Origin of the sequence: Altericista sp. CCNU0014, assembly GCF_044923475.1 — a bacterium.
Classification (GTDB): Bacteria; Cyanobacteriota; Cyanobacteriia; order Thermosynechococcales; family Thermosynechococcaceae; genus JAAURS01.
Genome location: NZ_CP137338.1, coordinates 5,339,829 through 5,364,845, shown reverse-complemented (window position 1 = coordinate 5,364,845; position 25,017 = coordinate 5,339,829). Strand labels below are relative to the sequence as shown.

19 protein-coding genes are annotated in these 25,017 nt (G+C 51.2%); 11 read left to right on the top strand and 8 right to left on the bottom strand.

The genetic code is table 11. The annotated features are described in order from the left end of the window. Positions 1–44: 44 nt before the first annotated feature. The 3 genes from R6H26_RS25585 to R6H26_RS25575 form a co-directional block, all read right to left on the bottom strand. Positions 45–1,610, bottom strand: coding sequence for a cation:proton antiporter (locus tag R6H26_RS25585; RefSeq protein WP_404786617.1), 1,566 nt, complete (start codon positions 1,608–1,610; stop codon positions 45–47). A 74-nt stretch (positions 1,611–1,684) separates the two neighbouring features. Beyond that, positions 1,685–2,245: a hypothetical protein gene (locus tag R6H26_RS25580; protein ID WP_404786616.1), complete on the bottom strand. Its 561-nt coding sequence runs from the start codon at positions 2,243–2,245 to the stop codon at positions 1,685–1,687. A 63-nt stretch (positions 2,246–2,308) separates the two neighbouring features. Next, positions 2,309–3,103: a YoaK family protein gene (locus tag R6H26_RS25575; RefSeq protein ID WP_404786614.1), complete on the bottom strand. Its 795-nt coding sequence runs from the start codon at positions 3,101–3,103 to the stop codon at positions 2,309–2,311. Between the two features lie 415 nt (positions 3,104–3,518). Between R6H26_RS25575 and R6H26_RS25570 the strand changes: the two genes are divergently transcribed. Beyond that, the gene (locus tag R6H26_RS25570; RefSeq protein WP_404786613.1) at positions 3,519–4,946 is read left to right on the top strand and encodes a uracil-xanthine permease family protein; all 1,428 of its coding nucleotides are present in this window, start codon (positions 3,519–3,521) and stop codon (positions 4,944–4,946) included. Between the two features lie 89 nt (positions 4,947–5,035). On the opposite strand, the gene R6H26_RS25565 is transcribed toward R6H26_RS25570, so the two are convergent. The 3 genes from R6H26_RS25565 to R6H26_RS25555 are packed head-to-tail and all read right to left on the bottom strand — an operon-like array spanning position 5,036 to position 7,807. Next, complete coding sequence (locus tag R6H26_RS25565; RefSeq protein ID WP_404786612.1) at positions 5,036–5,803, bottom strand: ABC transporter permease; 768 nt, start codon at positions 5,801–5,803, stop codon at positions 5,036–5,038. Positions 5,804–5,838: 35 nt separating this feature from the next. Next, entirely contained in the window at positions 5,839–6,669 is an 831-nt protein-coding gene (locus R6H26_RS25560) for an ABC transporter ATP-binding protein (RefSeq protein WP_404786611.1), read from the bottom strand. Between the two features lie 22 nt (positions 6,670–6,691). Further along, complete coding sequence (locus R6H26_RS25555; protein ID WP_404786609.1) at positions 6,692–7,807, bottom strand: ABC transporter substrate-binding protein; 1,116 nt, start codon at positions 7,805–7,807, stop codon at positions 6,692–6,694. Between the two features lie 613 nt (positions 7,808–8,420). On the opposite strand from R6H26_RS25555, the gene R6H26_RS25550 reads away from it, so the two are divergent. The 4 genes from R6H26_RS25550 (at position 8,421) to aqpZ (ending at position 14,450) form a co-directional block, all read left to right on the top strand. Further along, the gene (locus R6H26_RS25550) at positions 8,421–10,268 is read left to right on the top strand and encodes an iron uptake porin (RefSeq protein WP_404786607.1); all 1,848 of its coding nucleotides are present in this window, start codon (positions 8,421–8,423) and stop codon (positions 10,266–10,268) included. Between the two features lie 108 nt (positions 10,269–10,376). Further along, positions 10,377–12,044 carry a Ppx/GppA phosphatase family protein gene (locus tag R6H26_RS25545; RefSeq protein WP_404786606.1) on the top strand — a complete coding sequence of 556 codons (1,668 nt, stop codon included), beginning with the start codon at positions 10,377–10,379 and terminating at the stop codon, positions 12,042–12,044. 83 nt (positions 12,045–12,127) lie between these two features. After that, positions 12,128–13,324, top strand: coding sequence for a 1-deoxy-D-xylulose-5-phosphate reductoisomerase (gene dxr, locus R6H26_RS25540; protein ID WP_404786604.1), 1,197 nt, complete (start codon positions 12,128–12,130; stop codon positions 13,322–13,324). Positions 13,325–13,715: 391 nt separating this feature from the next. Then, entirely contained in the window at positions 13,716–14,450 is a 735-nt protein-coding gene (gene aqpZ / locus R6H26_RS25535) for an aquaporin Z (RefSeq protein WP_404791450.1), read from the top strand. A gap of 124 nt (positions 14,451–14,574) precedes the next feature. Here aqpZ and R6H26_RS25530 read toward each other — a convergent pair whose 3' ends face one another. Beyond that, entirely contained in the window at positions 14,575–15,711 is a 1,137-nt protein-coding gene (locus R6H26_RS25530; protein ID WP_404786603.1) for an ATP-binding protein, read from the bottom strand. A gap of 172 nt (positions 15,712–15,883) precedes the next feature. On the opposite strand from R6H26_RS25530, the gene R6H26_RS25525 reads away from it, so the two are divergent. From R6H26_RS25525 to R6H26_RS25510, 4 genes are all read left to right on the top strand, one after another. Beyond that, a complete protein-coding gene (locus R6H26_RS25525; protein WP_404786601.1) occupies positions 15,884–18,703 on the top strand; it encodes a cation-translocating P-type ATPase in 2,820 nt (939 codons plus the stop codon). Positions 18,704–18,715: 12 nt separating this feature from the next. Continuing rightward, the gene (gene sfsA, locus R6H26_RS25520) at positions 18,716–19,435 is read left to right on the top strand and encodes a DNA/RNA nuclease SfsA (RefSeq protein WP_404786599.1); all 720 of its coding nucleotides are present in this window, start codon (positions 18,716–18,718) and stop codon (positions 19,433–19,435) included. 736 nt (positions 19,436–20,171) lie between these two features. Beyond that, positions 20,172–20,969, top strand: a complete 798-nt coding sequence (locus R6H26_RS25515) for a hypothetical protein (protein ID WP_404786598.1) — start codon at positions 20,172–20,174, stop codon at positions 20,967–20,969. A gap of 21 nt (positions 20,970–20,990) precedes the next feature. Beyond that, positions 20,991–22,004 carry a retroviral-like aspartic protease family protein gene (locus R6H26_RS25510; protein WP_404786597.1) on the top strand — a complete coding sequence of 338 codons (1,014 nt, stop codon included), beginning with the start codon at positions 20,991–20,993 and terminating at the stop codon, positions 22,002–22,004. A gap of 29 nt (positions 22,005–22,033) precedes the next feature. On the opposite strand, the gene R6H26_RS25505 is transcribed toward R6H26_RS25510, so the two are convergent. Next, positions 22,034–22,762: a RibD family protein gene (locus tag R6H26_RS25505; protein WP_404786595.1), complete on the bottom strand. Its 729-nt coding sequence runs from the start codon at positions 22,760–22,762 to the stop codon at positions 22,034–22,036. Between the two features lie 97 nt (positions 22,763–22,859). Here R6H26_RS25505 and R6H26_RS25500 point away from each other — a divergent pair, with 97 nt between their 5' ends. Together R6H26_RS25500 and R6H26_RS25495 are read left to right on the top strand one after the other, a co-directional pair. After that, entirely contained in the window at positions 22,860–24,302 is a 1,443-nt protein-coding gene (locus R6H26_RS25500; protein WP_404786593.1) for a 1-acyl-sn-glycerol-3-phosphate acyltransferase, read from the top strand. Between the two features lie 127 nt (positions 24,303–24,429). Beyond that, positions 24,430–25,005 carry a thioredoxin family protein gene (locus R6H26_RS25495; RefSeq protein WP_404786591.1) on the top strand — a complete coding sequence of 192 codons (576 nt, stop codon included), beginning with the start codon at positions 24,430–24,432 and terminating at the stop codon, positions 25,003–25,005. The last annotated feature ends 12 nt before the right edge of the window (positions 25,006–25,017 follow it).

Here is a 25,017-nt window from a genome sequence, read left to right as displayed (position 1 = left end):
GATAATTAATTCATGCGCGATCGAGCTTGCGGAATTGGCTATAGTCAGCTCAAATCTAGGACGTTGGGTTGGAGAACGGGCAAAGGCTTCTGTTCTAGTAATCCTGCTCTGACGTATTGGTCGTAAACCGACATTTCGAGCGCTAGTAATTTCTCTTGATGGGTTTGGGTGCTAAAAGCCTTTAGGTCTGGATGTAAGTCTTTCAGCTCATCAATGTCATTCTGAAATCGATTGAGCTGCGCCTCAATCGCAGCTACCTGCTGCTGCAGATGAGACGTTGCGATATCTGGATGGGCCTCTTGAGTTAAGTGTTTTAAGACCTGGCTAAATGCATCTCGGCGCGCAATACATTCTAAATACTTTTCCTGAAGCGACCGATCTTCAACCAGATTGAGTAATCTCAGGAGTGGCCTTGCGGTCAATCCTTGTAACAATAAGGTAAAAAGAACGGTTTCAAAGACATTTGCCATAATCTCTTCGTAGCCTAAAACCGTTGTCGGAATACTGAGTGCTAGGGCAATCGAGACCGATCCGCGCAACCCTCCCCACCACAGTACAGTCTGCTCGCGCCACGAAATCGGCGATTGCTGGCCCAACCAGTTGCTGATACTTCCCAGACCGTAGATCGCAACGGCTCTGGACAGAATAACTCCGGCGATCGCCACAGCCGTTGTCGGCAAATTAGGAATCACCTGACGGAAATAGATCTGATCTCCAATCAGCAAGAACACAATTGAGTTAATAAAGAAGGCAATGAACTGCCAAGATTCCTGAATAAACTGCCGCGAGGAAGATGTTCTATCCCAGCCAAGATTCCCCATCAAAAGACCTGCCGTTACCACCCCAATCACCCCAGATCCTCCCAGTTCTTCAACCACCAGGTAGGTACCGTAGGCTGCAACGAGGGTAAGCGACTGTTCGACCCAGGGAGATTCGAGCTGCTGAGTCAGATTGGCCAGACAAAACCCAATTAGAGCGCCGATGCCAATGCCAATGCTAGTCACGGCTAGAAATTGGGCAACTGTTTCTGAGAGCGTTAGATTTGCCGATCCAAGAGCAAAGGACAGAACGATTCCAAATCCAACGACGGAAGCTCCATCGTTGAAAAGACTTTCGCCCTCTATTAGGGTTACGAGCCGTTTGCTCGCGCCGACTTCGCGAAATAGCCCGATGACCGAAGCCGAATCCGTTGCCGAAAGACAAACCCCGACCAGCAGTGCGGTCGAGATCGGAACGCCAGCAATCTGGGTTAGACCCATGGCAACCCCTGCGATCGAGAACAACACGCCTCCCAAGGCATATAAACCAATGGGAACGAGGTTCTCCATGAGGTGCGCCCACTTCATATTCCAAGCTGCCTCAAATAAAAGAGGCGGCAGAAAAATAAAGAGAATTAGCCCAGGCGATAAATCGACCAGTCGCACGTTCAAAGAAGCCAACCCTAGCCCCGCTAAAACTAGCAATAGCGTATAGGGAACCTGCCGAACCCAAGTGAAAATCCGAGCAGTCACCGCAATGCTGAGGGAGATAGACAGCACCAGAAGAAACTGTTTGAGGTCTTCCTCAATCGCCAATTCAGTCGCATTAACCACCAGCAGGCACGAAGCCATCGATCGATTATTTCCTACCTCGTCTAGAAATACTGACGTCTAGAGATGATTCCAATCGGTCTGAAATTGACACCTTAGGGCATCGCTTGTGCTGCCTTCTCTTTCACCATCTTCATTTTTGCGCTAATTTTTTCGCCGATTTCAGCTCCGGTAGGCGCGAAAGGGTTTTTATCCGTTATCACCTTCATTTTTGCGCTAATTTTTTCGCCAATTTCTTCTGGAGTGGGTTTGAAGAGGTCTTTTTTCTTCAAGAAAAGTTGCTGTTTTTGATCTGGCGTAAGGGAAGCGAAAAATTCTTTTTTAGGTAAAGATTTAAGCAAAGTTCCAACTTGAGCCTTTTGCTCGGCGCTTAAGGTCAAAGCTTTGAAGGCTTTGCGGAAGCTAGTGCCATCGGCAATCGCTGCGTCAAACTGGTCGCGCTGTGCGGGACTGAGCGCGCTTTCGAGCTGAGGTAAAATTTCTGTCTCAAATTTTTTGAGCAGGTCTGTCCCAACATCTACTGCTTCAGCCGAAAACAACGCGGGAAAAGCTGCAATCTCAAGTGGATGTGCTTGCGCTACATTAGGGATGCACGCGCTCAACAAGATCGCGAAACAGGTCAGAATTGTCGCTAATAGTCGTTTCATTATCATCAATTATCTCCCAATTATTTTGGACTTGAGCTTACAAGTGAAAAAAGTAAATTGCAGCAAAATGCCTCAGGCAGATGAAGTGAGCCGCTTGTGCTCGGTATAAGCAGCGATCGCCATGACCGAAACAATAATAAGCGGCAACACGAGACTCCACCAGGTTTCTGACAGCAAAATCAAATAAGCCGCTGCAAACCCGCCAAGGGCAAAGCCTGCAAGAACTGGGACAAACCGACCCATCCGTTCGAGGGCTTCTGCTGCTTCTTGTCGGGTCAGTTCGCTTTGCTCCTTAGAAAGCTTTGCGCTCAGGAACTGCACCACATCAATCGTGAGTTGGGTTGTATTTCCGGTCATGACCGTCGTAGGGATATAGCTTTTGAATACTCCCTTCGCTTCTTTCATCAAGGCGTTCTGAATGGCCATCGACACCACGCCCGCCATGCCAATGGGCAGAATCAGATCTTCTTGCACGTCTAGGACTAGAGACGGGCAAAGCTGAGTGCCAACGACGAGAAAAATGCCGAGGGCGATCGCCTCAGCCGTCAGCAACACGGCAAAAACGGGCCACTGCTTCCGCCGTGCGTAGCGCGCTAATAGAGACGTTAAGGCTACCGTCACAACAAACGTCGGCAGCATGAGCAAATGAGTTACGGTACTGGCCTCGTCTTGACTGACAAAAGAAGATCCTGCCAGGGCAATATTACCCGTGACGTGAGCCGTGAAGATACCAAACAAGATAATAAAAGCGGAAGTATCGACAAACCCTGCAACCCAGCTCAATAAAAAACCTGCTGGACCATCGCCGATCAAGAAGGCAGCTAGGCTAAACGAGGATGTCGTTCGTGTGGTTGCGATCGTAGACATTTCTAACAAAGTCTTGGTGTGTACTCGCTCAGAAACTTAGCAGATTTCACCTACTGCTGAGGTAACAAGTTTGACTAGAAGTTTAGAAAAGAATATTTTTTTGCCTCTGAGTTTCTACAGGCTTTGCCGCGATCGCATTTGCAATCCGATCGAGTTTCCAACTCAACGTCAGAGACTGCGCCTGTATCGAGCAATAAAGTTGCTGTAGAAGCTGCAATCGCATCTCAATTAAAGTCAAATAACTCAAGGAATGTATGAAATACTACTTTTTTGGAATATAAAACTGTATACAGTATACACTACTTGCTTCAAAATGCAACGATAGTAAAGCCTTCGGGATTTAATTGCTGCAGTCAAGCAAAATCTTCGATCGCACTCGAGCTACTGCTTTTACTGAAACCGCACTAAAAACATCATGACTAGCTCAAATCCAGAATTAACACTCGACAAAGCGCTCGATGACAAAGAACCGCTACTGAAATCCGAGCTTATCTACGGCTTAGACGATAAGCCTCCGGTCGTGGAGGCATTTTTTGTTGCCTTTCAGCACGTTCTTGCTGCTTTTGTCGGCATTATTACGCCCCCTCTCATTATTTCGACCTCTTTGGGTTTGGACCCAGCAAATACCAGCTACATCATCAGTATGTCGCTATTTGCTTCCGGTGTTTGTACTTTTATTCAGTGCAAGCGCATAGGTCCGGTTGGATCGGGTTTGCTCAGCCTTCAGGGAACGAGTTTTGCATTTTTAGGACCCATTCTGGGGGTTGGCACGACTGCGCTACAAGGCGGTCAAACCCCTCAGCAAGCGCTAGCACTGATTTTTGGCGTTTGCTTTTTCGGTTCGTTTATTGAGATTTTCCTCAGTCGTTTTTTACATCTGATGGATAAAATTATTACGCCCGTCGTGTCTGGCTCAGTGGTGATGATTATTGGTCTCAGTCTGATCAAGACGGGGATATTAAGTTTAGCGGGCGGTGTTGCTGCTCAAAAAAACGGCACCTTTGGAAGCATCCAAAATCTGGCGCTGGGTGGAATGGTACTTTTTATTGTGGTGTTTTTGACAGTCTCTAAAAATCGATTCCTGCGGATGGGGGCGATCGCAATTGGGCTTGCCATTGGCTACGTCGTATCGATTTTCCTCGGCCTTGTTGACTTTAGCGCTCTTGGAAAGTTGTCTGTTGTGAGCTTACCGATTCCCTTCCGGTACGGTATGAGCTTTGATATAGGCGCATTTTTGCCATTCATTTTACTGTACGTGCTGACGGCGATTGAAACGGTGGGCGACCTCACTGCTACCTCTGCGGTGTCAGGACAGCCTGTTAAAGGCAGTCTCTACGTTCGTCGAATTAAAGGCGGCGTTTTAGGAGATGGCGTGAATTCTCTGATTGCAGCTGTTTTGAATACGTTTCCCAATACTACTTTCAGCCAAAATAATGGCGTCATTCAGATGACGGGTGTAGGCAGTCGCTATGTTGGTTTTTTTGTGGCGGGTATTTTTGCAATTTTGGGACTGATGCCAATTGTGGGCGGAATTTTTCAGGCCATCCCCCAGCCCGTTTTAGGCGGTGCCACCACTGTCATGTTTGGCTCTATTGCAGTAGCGGGGCTAAATATTGTAACGTCTGAACCTTTAGATCGACGCTCTACGATTATTGTTGCCGTCTCTTTGGCAATGGGGTTAGGAGTCGTTTACTCGCCAGAAATTTTTGACGACAAACTTCCTGTTATCAAAAATGTGTTCTCTTCTGGTATTTCAACAGGCGGCTTAACAGCTATTTTGTTGAGTCTGTTCCTCCCTAGAAATTTAGCTCCAACTGCAGAACAGATAGCAGCATCAGAATAATGCTTCAGTTTCTGGAAATTTATCCTATAGAAGCTTGAGGTATTAAATGCCTCAAGCTTCTTTTTGACGGCTGCAAAACTAAACTCAAACTACCTCGCCCAGTAAATAACGCGTTTTTCTATAACGGCAAAAAAGCCGTAGAGTAAAATACCCAAAATCGCAAGTCCTAGAAGTGCTGCAAAAGCGAGCGGGACGTCGAAGCTGGAGCTAGCCTGCACGATCAAATAGCCCATTCCGCCATTGGAGGCGACAGACTCCGAAATTACGGAACCTACAAAGGCAAAGGACGCTGCAATTTTAAGGGAGGCAAATAGGTAGGGCAGCGTATGGGGCCAGCCCACTTTCTGAAAAACCTCAACTTGAGTTGCACCCAGCGATCTCAACACGTCCTTCATTTCCAGTTCGACAGTATCCAATCCCAGCGCTACATTGACGGCGATCGGGAAAAATGCCAGCAGAAAAGCGGTCAAAATAGCTGGAATCTCGTTGGCCCCAAACCAAACTGCTAGAAGCGGTACGAGCGCGACCTTCGGGATGGTATTAAAGCCAACCAGCAAGGGGTAAAGCGTCAGATAGGCGAACCGAGAGTAGCCGATGGAAAAACCTAGAATGACGCCAGTGGCGATCGCCAGGGCAAAGCCGACCAGCGTCGTGACGAGCGTCCGCCAGCCTGCTGCAAGCAATTGCGGGCTAAACTGCGCCGCCGCCGCCACAATTTTGGACGGTGCGGGCAGCGTAAAGGGCGGAATCTTAAAAATCAGAACCGCAAGTTCCCACAAAACAAATAAAAGTACCGTCGCAACGAAGGGAAGTAAAAAAGTTCCCGACTTCGACTTCATGAGTTTATTGATGTTCATGACCGCAGATCTGAAGGTTTAGGGAGAGAATCGAATTAGTTATGGTGAATGTGGCGGCGAATATCGGAGAAGAGATGGTTGAACTCGTCCGTTAATTCCATTTCCAGCGTCCGAGGGCGGGGCAAGTTAATCTTGACAGTATGGATAATGTTGCTCGGACGAGGCCCCATCACGTAGACCGTATCCGATAAAAACACCGCCTCCCGCAGGTCGTGGGTAATCAGAATGCCGACGCATTTCACCTTCATCCAGAGCTGTTGCAGCATCCCCCACATTTCTTCGCGGGTGAACGCATCTAACGCGCCAAACGGTTCGTCCAACAGCAAAATCTCCGGCTGGTGAATCAGCGATCGACACAGAGAAGCGCGCTGCCGCATGCCACCGGAGAGCTGCCAGGGATACTGCTTTTGAAAGTCTTGAAGGCGCACGGTGGTCAATAAATCCCGCGCCATCTCCTTAAACTGTTCCTTCTTCTGCTTGAACTCCCGTTTGTAGGGCTGCACCACTTCGAGGGGAAGCAACACGTTGTCGATGGTCGTGCGCCAAGGCAGCAGCACCGGATTTTGGAAGGCAATCCCGACATTCTTCAGGGGCTTTTTGATTTTTTCGCCCCGACAGCGAATTTCACCGATGGGTGCCGGACTTAATCCCGACACCATCCTCAAAATAGAGGTTTTCCCGCAGCCGCTCGGTCCTACAAAAGAGACAAACTCGCCCGGTTTGACCGCGAGATTGACTTCGTCAATGATGCGGCGCATCGAGCCTTCAAACGGATATTCCAGTCCTACCCGATCGAATTCTAAGAGCGGCTGTAGATCGGTAGTGGAAACAGCAGTAGAGGTAGAGGCAACAAGAGGTTGAGCCATAGTATTTGGGGGATAAAAGACGTTAAGACAGAGGCTTGCGCTCTGAGGTAGGTGGTACTTGACGGTCTGCTTTCGGTGGTAAGAATCGATCGGTAAAAATATCTGCAACCTTAGGACTGCCGGGCAACTTAAATCCGGCAACCGTTTGGTCGATACTCTTCTGAAGGCGTTTTGGATCGCTAGCTCCTAGCCCGAGCTTATCGGCCTCAGGTGTCAAAATCATTCGCTCTAGTGCAATCTGAAGGCGAACCTTTTCTGCCTCGCGATTCATCAGCTTGCTTTGGTCTGCCGCTACGGTGGCATCCAACCCAGCGTTAGGGTCTTTGATAACATCCTGTACACCCCGCAAGTAAGCTTTCACAAAAGATTTCACAACTTCGGGGTTTTTATCGATAAAGTCGGCTCTGGCTAAAATCGCATTGCCGTAAAAGTCCAAGCCTGACTCGTCATAGTAGAAAACTTTCAGATCGTCCATTTTCTTACCCCCCTTCAGCAAACTTGGAATGACTGAAGTTGAGAACCCGCTGACGGCATCCACTTGACCTTGGAGCAAAAACGTTTCCCTTAACTTCGGTTCCATGGTCATCCAAGTGACGGAGCCGGGGTCTAGGCTAGCTTCTTTGGCAAAAAGCGGGAATAGCTTGCGCGGGCCGTCCCCTGCTGGCGCGCCTAACTTTTTACTGGCTAAGTCTTTAGGGGTGGCGATGCCCTTGTCTTTGAAGGTCACGATCGAAAAAGGGGCGCGACTGTGAACGATCGCCACAGCCTTAATTTTTTCGCCGGGGTTTTTACTGTTGAATTCCAGGGTGTTGTACATATCGCTAAAGGCAAGGTCGAACTTCCCAGTCCCTAGCTTGCTGATGGTGTCGTTGTTGCCAAACCCTCGTTCGAAGCTGACATTGAGACCCTCTTGCTTGAAGTAGCCCTTATCGATCGCAACGATTAGCGGCGCGTCCAAGCTTTGCATCAAGAAAGCAAGCTGAACCCGAACGGGCTTCAACTCTTTGTTGCTGATAGCGCCAGAAGCCCCCGAACTTTCGCCTCCACCAGAGGCATTCGGCGCGCTTACAGATTGCGAACATCCTGCAAACGCAATAGCTGACAATAAAATTAAACCCAACCCAAAATAACGTTTCATGCTAAATCTCGCGCTTCACAAAATGCTTAAAAATTTACCTAAAAAGTAAATCAATACTTAAAAAGTTAATGCGAGCGATGCTTGCAAAATAACTCAGGCTTAAGAGAAGAAGTTCGTTGCCAGGATAGTTTTGTCAGCCTCTCTAGACCGTAATTTCTTCGCTCAAAATCCTAAATAGCTTTGCTTTCAGTAATGCGCCGAATTGGTATGCTGTATACATGTCTCTGACTATTTAAGGAGAGATGGCTGCGGTTTTCTGTAATGCAGAATACAGTTGAGTGCTTTCAGATACGGCGGGAATTGACTCAAAATTCATATTTTCCTGCATCTCTACTTTGCAAAGCACTATAGGGATATACAAGAATTAACGCTGCATAAATCTCGATCGGTTGTCGCTAGAACGCTATTGCTTGCTGCCATCCCAAAATTGTTTCGAATTAAGTGCTCAAAAATACAGATGATATAAATTTTCTCTTTTTTAATGTTCTGCATACAGCATACAAGTGACATCAAAGTAGTCATTGAATGCCGATCTAGCTGTGGATTTGAGCTGTATTTATTGAGTCGGCAAGCTCTCGTTCGAGGGCTTCATTTAGGTGTGAGGAAATAGTCTGTGAAAAAGTTGCGAAAATTTTGGATGGGAGTTCCCATCGTAGTTCTGGCTGCGTCCATCCTGGAGCGGTCTACCGTCGTGGCGGCTGAACCGCCCTCTAAGGTAGAGGTATCATCGGCATCTGCTTTGCCAGAAAGCATGCCCACCCCTGAACCAGCATTAGAGTTGCAGTACGAGAATGCAAGTCCGGTAAGCGATCGCATTCTTCCCCTCTCCAGCTTTTCCGATGCGTCTTCTGACACCGCTGCGCCGCAGGCTGCGACCGATGCAAGCATCGCGATCGAGCAAGTCACATCCGTCTCCCAGTTGTCCGACGTGCAGCCAACGGATTGGGCGTTTCAGGCATTGCAGTCTTTGGTCGAACGCTACGGCTGTATTGCGGGGTATCCCGATGGCACCTTCCGGGGCAATCGGGCGGCGACGCGCTATGAGTTAGCTGCTGCACTGAATGCTTGCTTGGACCAAGTGAGCGATCGCTTTGCCAGTCAGGAAGATCTCGCCACCGTCAAAGTATTGCAAGAAGAGTTTAAGGCAGAGCTTGCCACCCTCAAAGGGCGCGTCGATGGCCTGGAAGCCCGCACCCAAACCCTGGAAGCGCAGCAATTTTCAACCACCACCAAGCTTTCTGGCTTGGTCTGGTTTAACCTTTCGGGAGCCTTTGCAGATAGGGAAGTACTGGCAGAGCGACCCCTCAATCGCAATGTCAATGCCGCACCACCCAGGGTAGGCGGTGTTCCTCAAAGGGTAACCTTCAGAGATCCTAACGTTACCTATAGCTACTATGCATGGCTAACCTTTACTACTTCGTTTACTGGCAAAGATTCTTTGGTTACCCAGCTTGCCGTTGGAAACAGTAACTCCCCGGCCAATGCTTTTGTGTCTTCAGGTTATTTCAATAGCTGGGGAACGCCGATTACCGATCAAACGGGAACCACCGCTGCGAATACATTCACGCTGCGGGAGCTGTTTTATAGCTTCCCCGCCACAAAAGATGTGCAAATTGTCGTTGGGGCGCGCATCAATTCCTATCGCTACTTTGACAATAATCGCTTTACAAACTTCCTGACTGGGGCTGGAAGCTTCAACTCTAGCGGCAGCACTTTGTTTAGTGCGGTAGACCGAGGAGCTGGAGCGGTCATCACCTGGAAACCCACTAAGCAGATTCGATTGGCAGCAGCCTACCTAGCTGAAAGCACTGAATTTTTGAACCCTGCCGTCCCTAACTTCAACACCGCCGCCAAAAATTTATTTGGCGGGAATAACACACTGGTGGGTCAAATCGACTTCTCTCCGACCAAAACGGTGAACCTCCGATTCTTGTACGCTCGTACCTTACTCCAAGCAAATGGGGCTGGATTGGTAGGCGGTGCGGTCGGAGAACCTTTACCCTATGGCTTTGCAGACGATGGGTTGGGGGGAGGGCTGAATAATTCAATCTCCAATACCTTTGTGGCAAACTTTGACTGGTTGGTCACAAAAGGGTTTGGGCTATTTGGGCGGTATTCCTTCGGCACCACTAAAATTGCTCCAACTACGGTAGGTCGTGCTGGCGGATCTTTGGATGTTCAGTCTATTCAGGCGGGGGTTGCGTTCCCTGACTTAGGTAAACGAGGGGCGCTAGGTACTATTTCGTTTGTAATGCCCCACGATTACTTGGGAGGCCGCAGATTTTTGCGTTCTGGAAATGGGGATGGTGCAACCCAGTATGAAGTTGAAGCCTCTTACTATTACCCCATTTCCGATAACATTGCCGTCGTTCCAGCTTTCTACGCCATTATCAATCCCAACAGCTTTGGCGCCAACCCGACCGTGTTTGTTGGCAATATCCGAACTCAGTTCAAGTTTTAAGACACTTGTCTGGGGGCATCTATTGCGGCAGCCGAACGTGTACATTTGAGTGGGAGCAAACAACCCCACAATGGACGATCGCTGCATATCGAAAGATAGGGATACTGCATGACTGCTGAACTGATAACGGATGCCTCGGTTGCGTCTAGCCTCGCAACGGCTGACCCCAAAAGTCGCATTCTAGCGGCGATCGACATTGGCACTAATTCGGTGCATATGGTCGTGGTTCGCATCAACCCCGAACTCCCCGCCTTTAATATTGTCGATGCCGAAAAAAGTACCGTCCGGTTGGGAGAACGCTGTCCCCAGACGGGCAACCTGACCGCAGAAGCGATGGCACGGGCGATCGCCGCGCTCCGCCGCTGCCTCGACATGGCAAAAATCTGGAATGCCGAGCAGGTGATTGCTGTCGCCACCAGCGCCACCCGCGAAGCGCCCAACGGCAAAGACTTTATTAAAGAAGTCGAGGCGCAGCTGGGTCTGCAAGTGGATCTCATTTCCGGTCAAGAAGAAGCGAGACGGATTTATTTAGGCGTGTTGTCCGGGCTAGAGTTCAACCATCAGCTCCATACCATTATCGACATTGGCGGCGGCTCCACGGAACTCATTTTAGGAGACGGTCACGACCCCCGTTTCCTCAGCAGCACCAAAGTGGGTGCCGTGCGCTTGACTGCCGGGTTTGTCACGACCGACCCCATTAACAATCGCGAGTTCGATCGGCTCCAAGCCTACGTGCGGGGCATGCTGGAGTGGCCCTTAGAAGACCTAAAAGCCAAAATTGAGCCGGGCGAAACCGTCAATATGGTGGGAACCTCCGGCACCATTGAAAGCTTGATCCGTTTGGATGCCTATGCCAGTGCTGGAGCGCCGCCCGCGACGCTCAGTGGCTACATCCTTACCCTGGAGCGGCTTCAGGCGCTGAACCAGCGATTGCGAAAGCTTTCCTTTGCCGATCGCTGTAAGATGCCGGGCATGTCCGAACGACGCGCTGAAATTATCTTGGCGGGGGGCGTCATTCTCCAAGAGGTGATGGAGAACCTGGGCATGACTCAAATTCAGTCCTGTTCGCGCGCGTTGCGAGAAGGCATCATTGTGGACTGGATGCTCAACCACGGGCTGATCGAAGATCGGCTGCGCTATCAAGGCTCTGTCCGCCAGCGCAGTGCCCTCAACATGGCTCAGAAATATCGAGTCAACTTAGATAACGCGCGGCAGGTGGCCCAGTTTGCCGTAGACTTGTTCGACCAAACCCGTGGAACCCTTCACCAATGGGACGCGCGGGAACGGGATCTGCTTTGGGCGGCAGCCATTTTGCACAATAGCGGGCACTACATCAGCCACTCCGCCCACCACAAACATTCCTATTACTTGATCCGCAATGGAGGGCTGTTAGGGTATACCGATGCCGAGATCGAAATAATTGCCAACCTCGCGCGCTATCACCGCAAAGGTGCGCCCAAGAAAAAGCACGAGAGCTACCAAGGGTTAGGGAAGCTAGAGCGCCAAACGATCGATCAGCTCAGCGCCCTGCTCAAAGTTGCAGTTGCCTTAGATCGCAGACAAATTAACGCCATTCAGGGACTGTATTGCGCCTTCAATCCAGTCGAAAGAGAATTGCACCTGACCCTAATCCCCGCTCGAGCAGAAGACGATTGCAGTCTAGAGCTGTGGAGTTTGGAGTACAAAAAAGCCTGCCTAGAGGCGGAATTCGGAATTAAGTTGGTGGTTCGGGTGGGGTCAACCTGCAATACTGAGGTGTTTTCTGCGGTAAGGTAGCGCATCGTCCCCTTTGCCCAAAGACCGTCTGGTTCTCGCGACCATAACCCCCTAAGATGATGGGAGTTATTGCGCTAAACGTCATGGCTGTAAAAGCGATTACCCTCCTCGGTTCCACTGGCTCCATCGGCACCCAAACGCTAGATATCGTTGCAAACTATCCCGATCGGTTTCGAATTGTGGGGCTGGCGGCGGGGCGCAATATTGCGCTATTGGCCGCTCAAATTCGACAGTTTAAGCCAGAGATCGTGGCGATCGCAGACCCCACCCAACTCAACGACCTCAAGGCGGCGATTTCCGATGTCGTTCCCCAACCGATCTTGGTCTGCGGTGAAGCAGGGATTGTCGAAGTGGCCGCCTATGGGGATTCCCAGTCTGTCGTGACTGGAATCGTGGGCTGTGCGGGGTTGTTGCCCACCATCGCCGCGATCGAAGCAGGCAAAGATATTGCCTTAGCCAATAAAGAAACCTTGATTGCGGGCGGGCCAGTCGTACTGCCCCTAGTCAAAGCCCACGGCGTGAAGCTTCTCCCCGCCGACTCAGAACATTCTGCTATTTTTCAATGCCTTCAGGGCGTGCCGGAGGGCGGACTCAAGCGCATCATTTTGACCGCCTCTGGTGGGGCGTTCCGGGATTGGCCCGTGGAAAAATTGGCTCAGGTTACAGTGGCCGATGCCCTCAAGCATCCGAACTGGTCGATGGGCCGCAAAATTACCGTGGATTCGGCCACGCTGATGAACAAGGGCTTAGAGGTCATCGAAGCTCACTATCTTTTTGGTGCGGACTACGATCGCATCGATATCGTCATCCATCCCCAAAGCATCATTCACTCTCTGATTGAAGTGCAAGACACGTCCGTCCTCGCTCAACTGGGCTGGCCCGATATGCGCCTGCCGCTCCTCTACGCGCTTTCTTGGCCGGCCCGCATCGCCACTGACTGGGAACCTCTAGATTTAGTTAAATCTGGCGATTTGACGTTCCGGGAACCCAACCATGAAAAATATCCCTGTATGGGTCTAGCCTACGCAGCGGGCCGTGCGGGCGGCTGTTTGCCAGCAGTCTTAAATGCCGCCAACGAGCAAGCCGTTGCCTTATTCCTCGACGAAAAGATTGCCTTTTTAGATATTCCTAGAGTTATAGAGAAAGCGTGCGATCGCTTCCAATCCCAAAACACATCGACCCCCAGCCTTGAGGATATCCTCCATGCCGATCGGTGGGCGAGAACAGCCGTCCTAGAGGCTAGCCAATCGCCTGCAACTACAGTAGCGATCGGCGCTTAAAGGGTTGTCAGCGGAGCCAATTGCATTTTCCGATGCGGTCAATTTTCCTCAAGTAAGCAATTATTTACTGAGGTTAGATCTGCGTGCGTGCATGGAAAAAATCTAAAAAGGACTCTTATCGTTTGACACGCTCGATCGAAGCGATGAACTTTTGAAAACAGTAACAGCTATCAAAATTATCGATAACGTAACTGTTTTGTAAAGTTTTTATGAATGAATATATTGATTGAGAAAATAAAATTGCGCTAATAAGCTAAAGCTCCTAAGCTAATCCATTAGCTGTATCGAGGATAGCAGCATCTTAATTGAAGGGGGGTGTCTGAAATCGCGATCGTTCGATCGCGATCCATATCTAGTGAAGTACATGGGAGTGAAGACAAATATGCCTCTGATTAGTAAATTAGTTGCAGAATTTCTAGGTACATTCTGGCTGGTGCTGGGAGGGTGCGGAAGTGCTGTATTAGCTGCTGCGTTCACCGCCGAACTCGGCGACAAAAAAACACCTTTGCTCTTGGGGATTGCCTTTGTGGGCGTCTCTCTTGCTTTTGGTCTGACGGTTTTGACCATGGCCTACGCAGTGGGTCATATTTCAGGCGGTCACTTTAATCCGGCGGTTTCTTTTGGTTTGTGGGCTGGAAAACGGTTCCCAGCTAAGGATTTGCTCCCCTACATTATTGCGCAGGTTGTTGGGGCAGTTGTCGGCGGCGGTGTTATTTATCTGATCGCTAGCGGTAAAGCTGGATTTGAATTAACGGGTTCTAACCCGCTTGCAACCAATGGATTTGGCGCTCACTCGCCAGGTGGCTACAACTTATTTGCTGCCTTGATTACCGAAGTGGTGTTAACGTTCTTTTTCCTAATTATTATCTTGGGTGCAACAGACGCTCGCGCACCTCAAGGGTTTGCACCGATCGCCATCGGTTTGGGTCTGACGCTGATTCACTTAATTAGCATCCCTGTCACCAATACGTCCGTCAACCCCGCTCGGAGTACGGGGGTTGCGCTTTTTGCCGGTTCCGAACTCATCGCTCAGCTATGGCTGTTTTGGCTCGCACCTATCGTAGGGGCAGTGATTGCAGGCTTTGTTTACAATGCGGTCTTTGCCGCTTCTCATCACGATCCTTAAGGTTTAAAGGCATCGCAAGTACGCAGGACACGAAGGAGGAACGATTGAAATTCCTCCTTTTTTTATCATTATTTAATGGGATAAAAGTCCTGGCTGCGCTCTTGCAGAATCGGGTCATTCCGGTTTAGCTCAACCGATTTTTCAGCCAAAGACGGAAGAGAGGTAAGGCGATCGCATAGCCTTCCTTCGGCCCGTAAATTAATCCTTTTTGTTCCAAACTTGCTAAAGCGCCCTGAAGCCCGCCCCCCTTCGAAAGCTGATGCTTTTGGACGTACTCGCGGGCGTGGGGACTGTCGGTTGGATCGATCGCCAAACTTTCTAAGACCCGCGCTTGAATCGGGGGTAACAGCAGCAGTAACGATTCAAAAGTTGTCGTTAAATCGTCAATTAGGGCTTGGGTGCTGTGGTGCACTCGATCCAGTTCGACGACCGAGCGCGCTGGATTGAAGCTTGGAGCCTCCTGAGAATGCAATCGCTGCGTTTCAACCTGCGTGTAGGCCGCTGCTTGGTAATCTACCCAAATGCGCCGGATCAGATTGCTGGCGTCCCCTACGTGGCCTTGGACGTAGCTTAAAAACAGCGCTAAAGCGTCTGCGCCAAACTTTAACCCTTGAGATGCCATAACGCCGATCGCCCAGTCTTCAAGGGTTTGCTGGGGAAGCGGCGGCAAGGTCATGACCTTAAGGCTGCTGTTTTGCGCCCAGGCTTCTGGAATCGTTGCGACGACCGCGTAGCTCACTCGGCTTTGACGCTGAATTTCTTCGCGGAGATAGGCTTCCCATTGATTGGACCGATCCCAAGCGCGAATGTGGGGGAAGTTCTCAAACAGAAAAACGATGCGGCAGTCTAACTGCTCTGCTAAGACCTGGGGTAGGGTCAACAACTCCTTAAAAACGGTCCAAGCCGCTTGTCCTGTAGCAGCCCAGGTCAAAACGCCGCGATGGACGGCTCGCTGGAACGAGACATGACGGCTCCTCTGACTCCACTGCTCTATCCATTGCAGCTCTTGAGGCTCAGAAAACAGGTCGAGTAAGCCCTCTGCTAAAAGCTTCAAAAACCGATCCGAGGTGGTTGCTCGAAGGCAATCTAGCTCCAGGACTCTTGCGCCAATGTGCCGAGCTGCGTGGCGAATGAGCGTGCGCCGCCCGCTGCCGGTCACGCCCGTCAGCATGAGGTCTCCGTCCGCCGCGAAGGTTTGGCAGATCGCGTCTAGCTCGAATTGACGACCTATGGGATGGGTTGACTCAAACAAGGATGGCATAGGGTTGGGAGAGAGATGCGTTCCAAAGCAAAGCCTGAGATTGAAAATCTAACGGACTCGATCGACCCATCCCCCTTTCCATGTCTGCCACAAGTAATAGATACTAATTAATAGTTTTTATGATAGTAGTAAATACTATTATTCAGTACACGTTCCCCCGGAAATTTTGGTCATGGCACCCAGCACCTTATCCCAATCCATCCCAGAAGAAGCGACAGCTTGGCATACCATTGATGCGGAGAAGGCCCTAGTACTGTTAGAGAGCGATCGCGCCAACGGACTCGCCACCAGCCAAATTGAAGCGCGGGTGGAGCAATATGGCACGAACGAACTGGTCGAGGCGGGCGGGCGGTCCGCCTTCACGATTTTCGTAGATCAGTTCAAGAACATCATGTTGGTGATGCTGATTGCGGTCGCCATTATTTCGGCTAGCTTAGATATCCACCAAGGCATGACAGACGGGCAATTTGTTTTTCCCAAAGATGCCGTAGCAATTTTCGCAGTGGTTCTGCTCAACGGCATTTTGGGTTACGTCCAGGAGAGCGGGGCAGAGAAGGCGTTGGCGGCCCTTAAGACCATGGCCACCTCGAAGGTGCGACTGTTGCGGAACGGGACGCTCAGCGAGGTGGACTCTAAGGACTTAGTGCCGGGGGATGTGATTCAGCTTGAGGCTGGGGTAAAGGTGCCTGCCGATGGTCGCATCTTAGAAGAAGCCAATCTTCAAGTTCGCGAAGCAGCACTGACGGGAGAAGCGCAAGCGGCGGAAAAGCAGGCGGATGTTCTGCTGCCGGAAGATGTGCCCTTAGGCGATCGCCTTAACTTAGTTTTTTCTGGAACTGAGGTGGTTCAGGGACGCGCCACGGTGCTTGTGACCGGGATCGGGATGCAAACGGAGCTTGGCAAAATTGCTTCTGCCCTCCAGTCCGTCGAGTCCGAACCGACTCCGTTGCAAAAGCGCATGACCCAGTTGGGCAATACGTTGGTGACGGGCTCCCTGATTCTGGTGGCCTTGGTCATTATTGGGGGCAGCATTTATGACGTCAAACTGTTCGGTCAACTGGTAGAAGTGTCGCTCAGTATGGCTGTTGCCGTCGTGCCGGAAGGGTTGCCCGCCGTGATCACGGTGACGCTAGCCCTGGGTACTCAGCGCATGGTCAAACGCAACGCTCTGATTCGCAAGTTACCTGCCGTGGAAACGTTAGGTTCCGTGACCACCATCTGCTCGGATAAAACCGGAACTCTGACTCAAAATAAAATGGTGGTGCAGGCGGTGCGGACTGCAACCCATACCCTGCGCGTGGATGGTGACGGCTATAGCCCGGAGGGACGCTTTTTTGAACCCAATGCGACGACAGAATCGATGCAGCCATCGGAGGAACTGCGATCGCTTCTCACCGCTTGCGTGCTCTGTAACGATGCGGTGCTCCAAAAAGAAAATGGCGACTGGGTTATTTTAGGTGACCCTACGGAAGGCGCGCTGCTGACCGTGGCTGCTAAAGCAGACCTCCGCAAAGACGATCTGGACTATCGATTCCCTCGCGTGGCAGAAATTCCGTTTTCTTCAGAGCGCAAGCGCATGAGCGCGATCGTGCAGGAGGCCCAAGAGGGCGTTGCCTCAGCCTATCCTTTCAAAATGTATAGCAAAGGCTCTCCAGAACTGACCTTAGAGCGCTGTACCCACATCCAGACTGGAACTCAGTCAGTGCCCCTCACGCCCGAACTGCGCCAGCAAATTTTGGCCGACAACAACCATCTGGCCAGTCAGGGGCTGCGGGTGCTGGGCTTTGCCCAAAAAGACCTGAGCGAAATCCCCGACGATAAGGCTCGAGATGAAGCGGAGCGATCGCTCACTTGGCTGGGATTGGTCGGGATGTTAGACGCGCCCCGTCCCGAAGTACGCGTGGCGGTCGCCAAATGCCGCGACGCGGGAATTCGTCCGGTGATGATTACGGGAGACCACCAGCTGACCGCCCAGGCGATCGCCCAAGACCTCGGCATTGCGGATGTGGGCGACGAATGCGTTACAGGGCAGCAGCTTCAGCACATGAGCCAAGCCGAGTTAGAGAACGCTGTCGGGCGGGTAGGGGTGTATGCCCGCGTCTCTCCAGAGCACAAACTGCGGATCGTGCAGGCGCTCCAGCGCAAGGGCCAAGTGGTTGCCATGACGGGAGATGGGGTTAACGATGCTCCAGCCCTCAAGCAGGCTGATATTGGGGTGGCAATGGGTATCACGGGTACCGACGTCAGCAAGGAAGCGTCGGACATGGTGCTGCTGGACGATAATTTTTCTACCATTGTGGCGGCGGTCGAAGAAGGGCGCGTGGTCTACACCAACATCCGTCGCTTCATCCGCTATATTTTGGGCAGCAACATCGGCGAGGTGATTACTATTGCCGCAGCACCGATCCTAGGGTTGGGCGGCGTTCCCCTCTCGCCCCTTCAAATTTTGTGGATGAACCTCGTCACCGATGGTTTACCTGCGTTGGCATTAGCCGTCGAACCGGGGCGTGCTGTGGTGATGCAGCAACCTCCCAAAGACCCCAGTGAGAGCATTTTTGCGAGAGGGCTGGGGCTGTACATGATTCGGATTGGGATAGTGCTGGCGATTATCAGTATTGCTTTAATGGCTTGGGCCTATGATTTTACCAACAACAATACCGCCGACGGACTCAGCCCCGATCGTTGGAAAACCATGGTGTTTACGACCCTGTGCTTGGCGCAGATGGGACACGCGATCGCCATCCGCTCTAGTTCTAAGCTGACGATTCAACTCAATCCGTTTTCGAACCCTTACTTGCTCGCTTCCGTGGTGCTTACGTCTCTGTTGCAGCTATTGCTGATTTACGTGCAGCCCTTGCGCAGTTTCTTTGGTACCCACTATTTATCGATGACAGAACTCGGCGTTTGTATCGGCGCGAGCGCCCTGGTTTTCGTTTGGGTCGAACTTGAAAAACTATTCATTCGCTGGCGTTTGGCAAAGAAGGCAGGCTGATAAACTGCACTCATGATCGAATTTCTATTTCGCTATCCGCCTTTGCTGCGGGGCATCCTCGTAAAGCGCTACAAACGCTTTTTTGCTGACATCGAGCTAGACAGCGGCGAACTGATTACCGCTCACTGTCCCAATACGGGACCCATGACGAGCATCTCGACTGCGGGCAGCCCCGTGCAGGTCTCTCTCAGCAATAATCCCAAACGCAAGTTGGCTTATACCTGGGAACTCATAGAAGTCTATGACAATGCTCCAACTTGGGTGGGCGTTAACACCGCTATGCCCAATCAGGTTACAAAATTGCTGCTCCACCATCGGCTGCTGCCTTCGCTGCAAGTCTACGACATCCTGCGGGGGGAAGTGACGTACGGCCAAGAGAAAAGCCGTATCGATTTTTTGTTGACCGGGGAATCGATCGAGCCTACCTATATAGAGGTTAAAAGTACGACTTGGCTGAGGGGTCAGTGCGCCCTTTTCCCCGATACCGTGACGACTCGCGGGCAAAAACACCTGCGGGAACTCAAGGCGATGCTACCGGGGGCCAGGGTCTGCATGCTGTATTTCATCAATCGGGGGGACTGCACGGCTTTTTCGCCCGGAGACAGCGCCGACCCCCTCTACGGCAAGCTGCTGCGAGAAGCGGTGGACAAAGGGTTAGAGGTTTTCCCCTGCCGCTTTAACGTTACGCCTGAAGGCATTCAGTACCTGGGCTTGGCCGATCTCATTCTCTGAGGCTCGGACATTTGTAAAATTTTCCTAAAGGACGAGTTGCATTTTGGGATGAATCTGCTACTATCAAGGGGTGTGAGGAAAGTCTTAGTTAAATAGAAAAGCCCCTTGGAGTCGAAACACGGACAGACGCCCAAGGGTTTTTCTTTGGCTTGTAACGCTAGGTGATAGCTATCTGAATCGGCTGGGAAGGGAGAGGATCCGAGAAGTTTTCCTAGGATGGCTGAAGAAACCTAGATTGTTGCTAAGGGTGCGCTCCATTCACCAAAATCCTAGCGATAAAACGAAAGGCTTCGCTCAGTCAGATCGATTCACTTCTTTACAAAAATTCAGTAGATATCGTCCGCTGGATTGTCCGCATAAAATCTTTACATTAAACATCGATCGCTACTGTGAGATCGCGCTACACGGTCGCCATTAACCCTTTGTTGTTGAGCTTGAAGTCTTGACATCCCTTACGAGAAAAGAAACATAGGGATGTTTGTAAATTATGCCGCAATCGCGGGTCTGTGATGTTTCCAGAAGCTGGATGCCCTCGAACTAGCCTGTATCTTCGCTCAATCGATCTTCTGCTCGATTTCTAAAGGCTCGTAGCATCGTGTTAAATTGGGTTTCTGCCATTTTCTTAGGGCACACCATTGATAGCTTGAGTCGCGAATGCAGCAACTCAGAGTTTGAAGGATTGGATTACTTTCAATTATTTATTCCTTGACAATATCAAAAAATAGTTACTTGACTTATGAACGATAAAAATCAGTCTGATATTAATAGCATTCTCCAGCGCGAATATTCCCTGGAAATTGGAGGGGTTATTGGTAGGGGATGGGAGATTCTTCAAGGAAATTTGGTAGGATTTTTACTTTTTACCCTGGTTATTAGCTTGATTGCGGTTGGCGTAGTTATTGTGGCTATTGTTTTTTTTATTACTATAATTGGCATCCCTATCGGAATATTGATTTTGATTTTAATGTCTCCTCTTGTACTAAGTCCTTTGGCTGCTGGGCATATCATCGTTGCGTTTAAAGTGATTAAGCGGCAACCTGTTGAGTTTGGCGATTTCTTTAACGGATTTAAAAATAACTATTTTCTTCCCATCTTTTTGTCGGCGCTAGTCATTGGTCTGTTTACTACAATCTGCGGTGTTCCAGGCCAAGTTTTAAGCTACGTTTACCGCTTTTCGGCATTGGCCTCGCAAACTTCTGAAGCTCCTGCTGGTCTGCTCATTGCTTCGCTCTCGTTGAGTTTTATTGGTGCTATTGCGGGGGCGATAATTACGCTTTTTTACTCTCTGACTGTGCCTTTTATTGTCGCTAGAAAAATGACATTTTGGCCTGCAATGGAAGCCAGTCGAAAGGTGATAGCAAAACAATGGCCCCTATGGATTCTATTAGGTATTCTACTGTCGTTAATTAATGTGGTCGGCTTGTTATTCTGCGGTCTTGGCTTGCTGTTCACTTCTCCGCTTACAGCTTGTGTCATCGCTGCAGCCTACGAGCGCATTGTGGGCCTTCCCAATTCAAATGACTCTTTTGCATAGCAATAAGGGATCTATGCCGCTATGAAACGATTGAAACGTCGCGCAATGTCATTGCTGCCTGGGACAGGATGGCTGTACGCGCTGTTGGTTTGGACTATTGGAGGCAGTATTGCGCCGTCCCGAGCAGTGCCTCAGCCCGTCACCACCACCCGCGCGATCGTACAGCTTCAGGGTTTAGAGGTTCCTGCGCCGCGCGTCAAAGGAACTGCAACAGTTCCCATCAAAATGCTGGAAAAAACTCAGGTTTATACGGCTGCTGTAACGGTGGGCAAGCTATCCAGGCCGTTTTTGGTGGATACGGGGGCTTCGACCACCTTGCTCTCCGCCGGACTCGTCAACGAGTTGAAGCTTCCCGGTCGGGCTGTTCCCAGCGATCGCCTGGCTTCTGCGGTTGCGGGCAATGAATGCTCCACCATGAAAGCGACCCTTCACGAACTGCCCCCCCTGACTCTTCAGTCCTTAGAAATTCGCGGCGTCACCGGATTGCGCTTTGAAAAAGCTGCGGTCCCCGACGGGCTGGCGGGGGCGATGGGGATGGATGTTTTGCGTCAGTTCGACCTGAAATTTAACCCCAAGGCAAAAATGCTAGCCTTTTTGCCGACCTCGGTTTTGCCGACCGCATCATCTGCTGCTGCAATTCCGCTCCAGAAAAAGTTAGGTGTATTTTTGGCAAAGCTGACGCTCGACGGTCGAGGACCCTTCACGGTTCTCTTGGATACGGGGGCCGACAGTACCTTTATTTCACAGGAAGTGGCTCAGCAACTAAGCCTTAGAAATCGACAACCTATCCAGGTTTTAGGCTTTTGCGGTCTGGAATCGGCGGAGAAATCCCAACTGGCTTCGGCCAAACTTTTACAATACGAGCAGAAAAATATAGAGGCCATCATTCTCTCATCGCCAATCTTAAAATTATTGGGCGTAGACGGCATTTTGGGCCAAAACTTTCTCGGTCAATACCAGCAGCACTGGCGATTTGTCCCTTCTATCATTAACGGTGTCAAAGCAGACGGCAGCCTGCTGCTGTCGCCTCAATAGCGCAAGTGCGCCCGGAGCGATCGCCGCTTCTAGTCCTGCCGATGGAGCACTCGATAATGCAAGAACAATTCGCCATCGATTTGCTTGACGCCGACCAACTCTAGTCGGGGAGCGCAGTCTTGGAGGAATCCAGCGCCAGCAACGGGTGTAGGCGCGTCTTTTCCGCCGAGCAATATCGGACACACCGTTAAATGCAGTTCGTCCAGCAAATCTGCTTCTAGCAACGCAGCGACGACTTCCCCACCGCCCAAAACGGCAATCCGCGACACGCCAGCTTGGTAAAGCTCGTTGAGAACGCGATGCCAGTCAATTTGGCCCTCTTTCGTCTGAGCCGAAAGCACGCGATCGAATCCCATCCGGTCTTGCCAGCGCGCCGCCCCTTCTAGGGTGGTGAGTAAATATCTGGGGATGGGTTGCCGGAAAAACGGCAGTGCGGGATCGAGGTCTCCGGTTCGGGTGCAGACAATTTGAACGGGCTGTTCTGGTTTGCCATCCCGCACTCGCTGCTCGATTCGTGCTGGATTGACGACCCGCATGGCAGTACCACCCGCTCGCAACGTGGCAGATCCGAATAGCACTGCATCGGCAGCAGCCACTTGCTGCTCCAAGTGGTCGAAGTCGTGTTTCGACCCAAACGTAGGATGCGATCGCCCCACGTCCGAAATTTTGCCATCGACGCTCGCGGCCAAAACCACTGTTGTCAGGGGGCGTTGGCGCGCAGCGGCAAATTGTTTGGCCTCAGAATCCGAACTGCTCACGTTGAAATTAACCCTTGATTCGCAACGCTTCAAACGCCATCGTCCAACTTAGCAACTGTCCTAGTCAATGGACACGCTACTGTCAATATAGGCAATCATGAAACCAATGCCTATCATCAAATTAGGGGAGATAAGGAGCCAGCGCTTGCCCAACGCGATTCGCCAAGCCCAACCGCCGCTAGAATTTTTGCCCCCTGCCTTAAGCTTCAGAGTTTTGGCTGTCACTCGGATGCTTCTGCCCCTATGGATGCGTCACAAACTCCACGTTGTCGATATTGAAGCCAATCATATCGAGCGCCTGGTAGAGCTATACCATCAGTTTCAAAACGGTAAAGTCCGCATTCTGTTGGCCTTTCGCCACCCGACCACCGACGATCCCTTTGCCATGGCCTATCTCCTGTGGCGGATGGTGCCTAAGGCCGCTCGCCGCGTTGGCATTAAGCTCAAAGAACCGATTCACAGCCATTTTATCTACGATCGAGGGATTTCCCTATGGGCTGGAACCTTTGTGAACTGGCTTTTTCCGCGGCTGGGCGGCACGCCGATCTTTCGGGGGAAAGCCGATCGCCAAGGACTCAAGTCGGCTCGCGACCTTTTGGTCAGTAGCGTGTTTCCGCTATCGGTCGCGCCAGAAGGAGGCACCAACGACCATAGCGAACGAGTGGGCGTGCTGGAGCCGGGGGTCGCGCAGCTTGGCTTTTGGTGCGCAGAAGATATTCATAAAGCGGGCCGTTCTGAAGAAACGTTTGTCGTTCCCATTGGCATCCAGTACAGCTACATTCAGCCGCCTTGGGCCAAACTTGAAGCGCTGATGGGCGAGATCGAGCAATCCTGCGGTCTTGCGGAACCCAGTTATCCTCCAGGGCTGCTCGATGACCCGAGAGCTGATGCTTTGTATGGAAGGCTGCTGGGCCTGGGAGAGCATTTGCTGAAGTTAATGGAGGGCTTCTACAAGCGCTTTGACGACGACGCTCTCTGCCCCGTCGAGGTCGCTAAATCTCAAGGGGATGTCGCGCGCAACGAGGAGGTCACCGCGCGTCTCCGAATTTATTTAGAAGCCGCGCTTAAAGTTGCAGAGCATCGCTTGGGCGTTAAGCCTCAAGGGAATTGTATGGATCGCTGCCGTCGCCTAGAGCAAGCGGGTTGGGATCGAATCTTTCGCGAAGATGTAGCCCAGCTCAGTCCCATCGAGCGCGGGATGGCGGACTGGATGGCAGAGGATGCAAGTTTAGCGCTGTGGCACATGCGTTTGGCAGAGCGTTTGACGGTCATTACGGGTAACTACATCATTCAAAAACCCAGTGCCGATCGCTTTGCCGAAATGTTAATTATTTTGTGGCGCATTACCACTTGGCTGGAGGGTAGAAAAGCAGGTCAAGTTCCCAATTTAGGGGCCAAAAGATTGCGGTTGACGGTTGGAGAACCGATATCGGTTACCCAGAGGTATCCTCGCTATCAAGAAAATCGCCGCAGCGCTCGGGCGGCAGTGCAGCAGCTCACAGACGATCTTCAGCAAGCCATGGTGCAGATGATTCGCTAGAGGGCGATTGCCGCGCACCCAGCGTTCGCCCAGTCAAATGCGCATCCAGCGATCGCTGCCCGAGTCTGCAAGCCATTGCGCGATCGGAACTATATGCTGGGAGAGTAACTGTGTTTGAGGTGTTGCTATGGCTCGGACAGAATCGACGATGCTGCCGTTGGAGAGCATTGCCCCTGACTTCGAATTACCCGATGTCGTAACAGGCGAATTAACGTCTTTGAGTAAGTTTGCAGGGGCCAAGGCGCTGCTGGTCATGTTTATCTGCGAACACTGCCCCTTTGTAAAGCACGTCCAGGATGAACTCGCGCGCTTGGGTCATGACTACGTCCCTCAAGGGTTAGGAATTGTTGCCATTAGCGCCAACGATGTTGCCAATTACCCCCAAGACTCCCCGGAACATCTTAAGGCCATGGCCCATAGCCTAAACCTGAACTACCCGATCCTTTACGACGAAACCCAGGCCGTGGCGCAATCCTACCAGGCCGCCTGTACGCCGGATTTCTTTTTGTTCGATCGCGACCGTCGTTTGGTTTATCGGGGTCAACTCGACGATAGCCGCCCCGGCAACGACAAACCCGTCACAGGGGCAGATTTGCGGGCTGCGATCGATGCTGCTCTCGTTGGTAAACCCATCAGTCCCGACCAAAAGCCCAGTATCGGCTGCAATATTAAGTGGAAGCCCGGCAATGCTCCGGCTTATTAACCTATTTCGTCT

Bases quoted from the DNA above. Each gene is read 5' to 3' on its own strand.
- R6H26_RS25575 (WP_404786614.1), bottom strand. From the start codon at position 3,103: ATGTCTACGATCGCAACCACACGAACGACATCCTCGTTTAGCCTAGCT.
- R6H26_RS25510 (WP_404786597.1), top strand. From the start codon at position 20,991: ATGAAACGATTGAAACGTCGCGCAATGTCATTGCTGCCTGGGACAGGA.
- R6H26_RS25515 (WP_404786598.1), top strand. From the start codon at position 20,172: ATGAACGATAAAAATCAGTCTGATATTAATAGCATTCTCCAGCGCGAA.
- R6H26_RS25525 (WP_404786601.1), top strand. From the start codon at position 15,884: ATGGCACCCAGCACCTTATCCCAATCCATCCCAGAAGAAGCGACAGCT.
- R6H26_RS25570 (WP_404786613.1), top strand. From the start codon at position 3,519: ATGACTAGCTCAAATCCAGAATTAACACTCGACAAAGCGCTCGATGAC.
- R6H26_RS25565 (WP_404786612.1), bottom strand. From the start codon at position 5,803: ATGAACATCAATAAACTCATGAAGTCGAAGTCGGGAACTTTTTTACTT.
- R6H26_RS25555 (WP_404786609.1), bottom strand. From the start codon at position 7,807: ATGAAACGTTATTTTGGGTTGGGTTTAATTTTATTGTCAGCTATTGCG.
- R6H26_RS25500 (WP_404786593.1), top strand. From the start codon at position 22,860: ATGAAACCAATGCCTATCATCAAATTAGGGGAGATAAGGAGCCAGCGC.
- R6H26_RS25560 (WP_404786611.1), bottom strand. From the start codon at position 6,669: ATGGCTCAACCTCTTGTTGCCTCTACCTCTACTGCTGTTTCCACTACC.
- R6H26_RS25545 (WP_404786606.1), top strand. From the start codon at position 10,377: ATGACTGCTGAACTGATAACGGATGCCTCGGTTGCGTCTAGCCTCGCA.
- R6H26_RS25495 (WP_404786591.1), top strand. From the start codon at position 24,430: ATGGCTCGGACAGAATCGACGATGCTGCCGTTGGAGAGCATTGCCCCT.
- R6H26_RS25585 (WP_404786617.1), bottom strand. From the start codon at position 1,610: ATGGCTTCGTGCCTGCTGGTGGTTAATGCGACTGAATTGGCGATTGAG.
- R6H26_RS25530 (WP_404786603.1), bottom strand. From the start codon at position 15,711: ATGCCATCCTTGTTTGAGTCAACCCATCCCATAGGTCGTCAATTCGAG.
- dxr (WP_404786604.1), top strand. From the start codon at position 12,128: ATGGCTGTAAAAGCGATTACCCTCCTCGGTTCCACTGGCTCCATCGGC.
- sfsA (WP_404786599.1), top strand. From the start codon at position 18,716: ATGATCGAATTTCTATTTCGCTATCCGCCTTTGCTGCGGGGCATCCTC.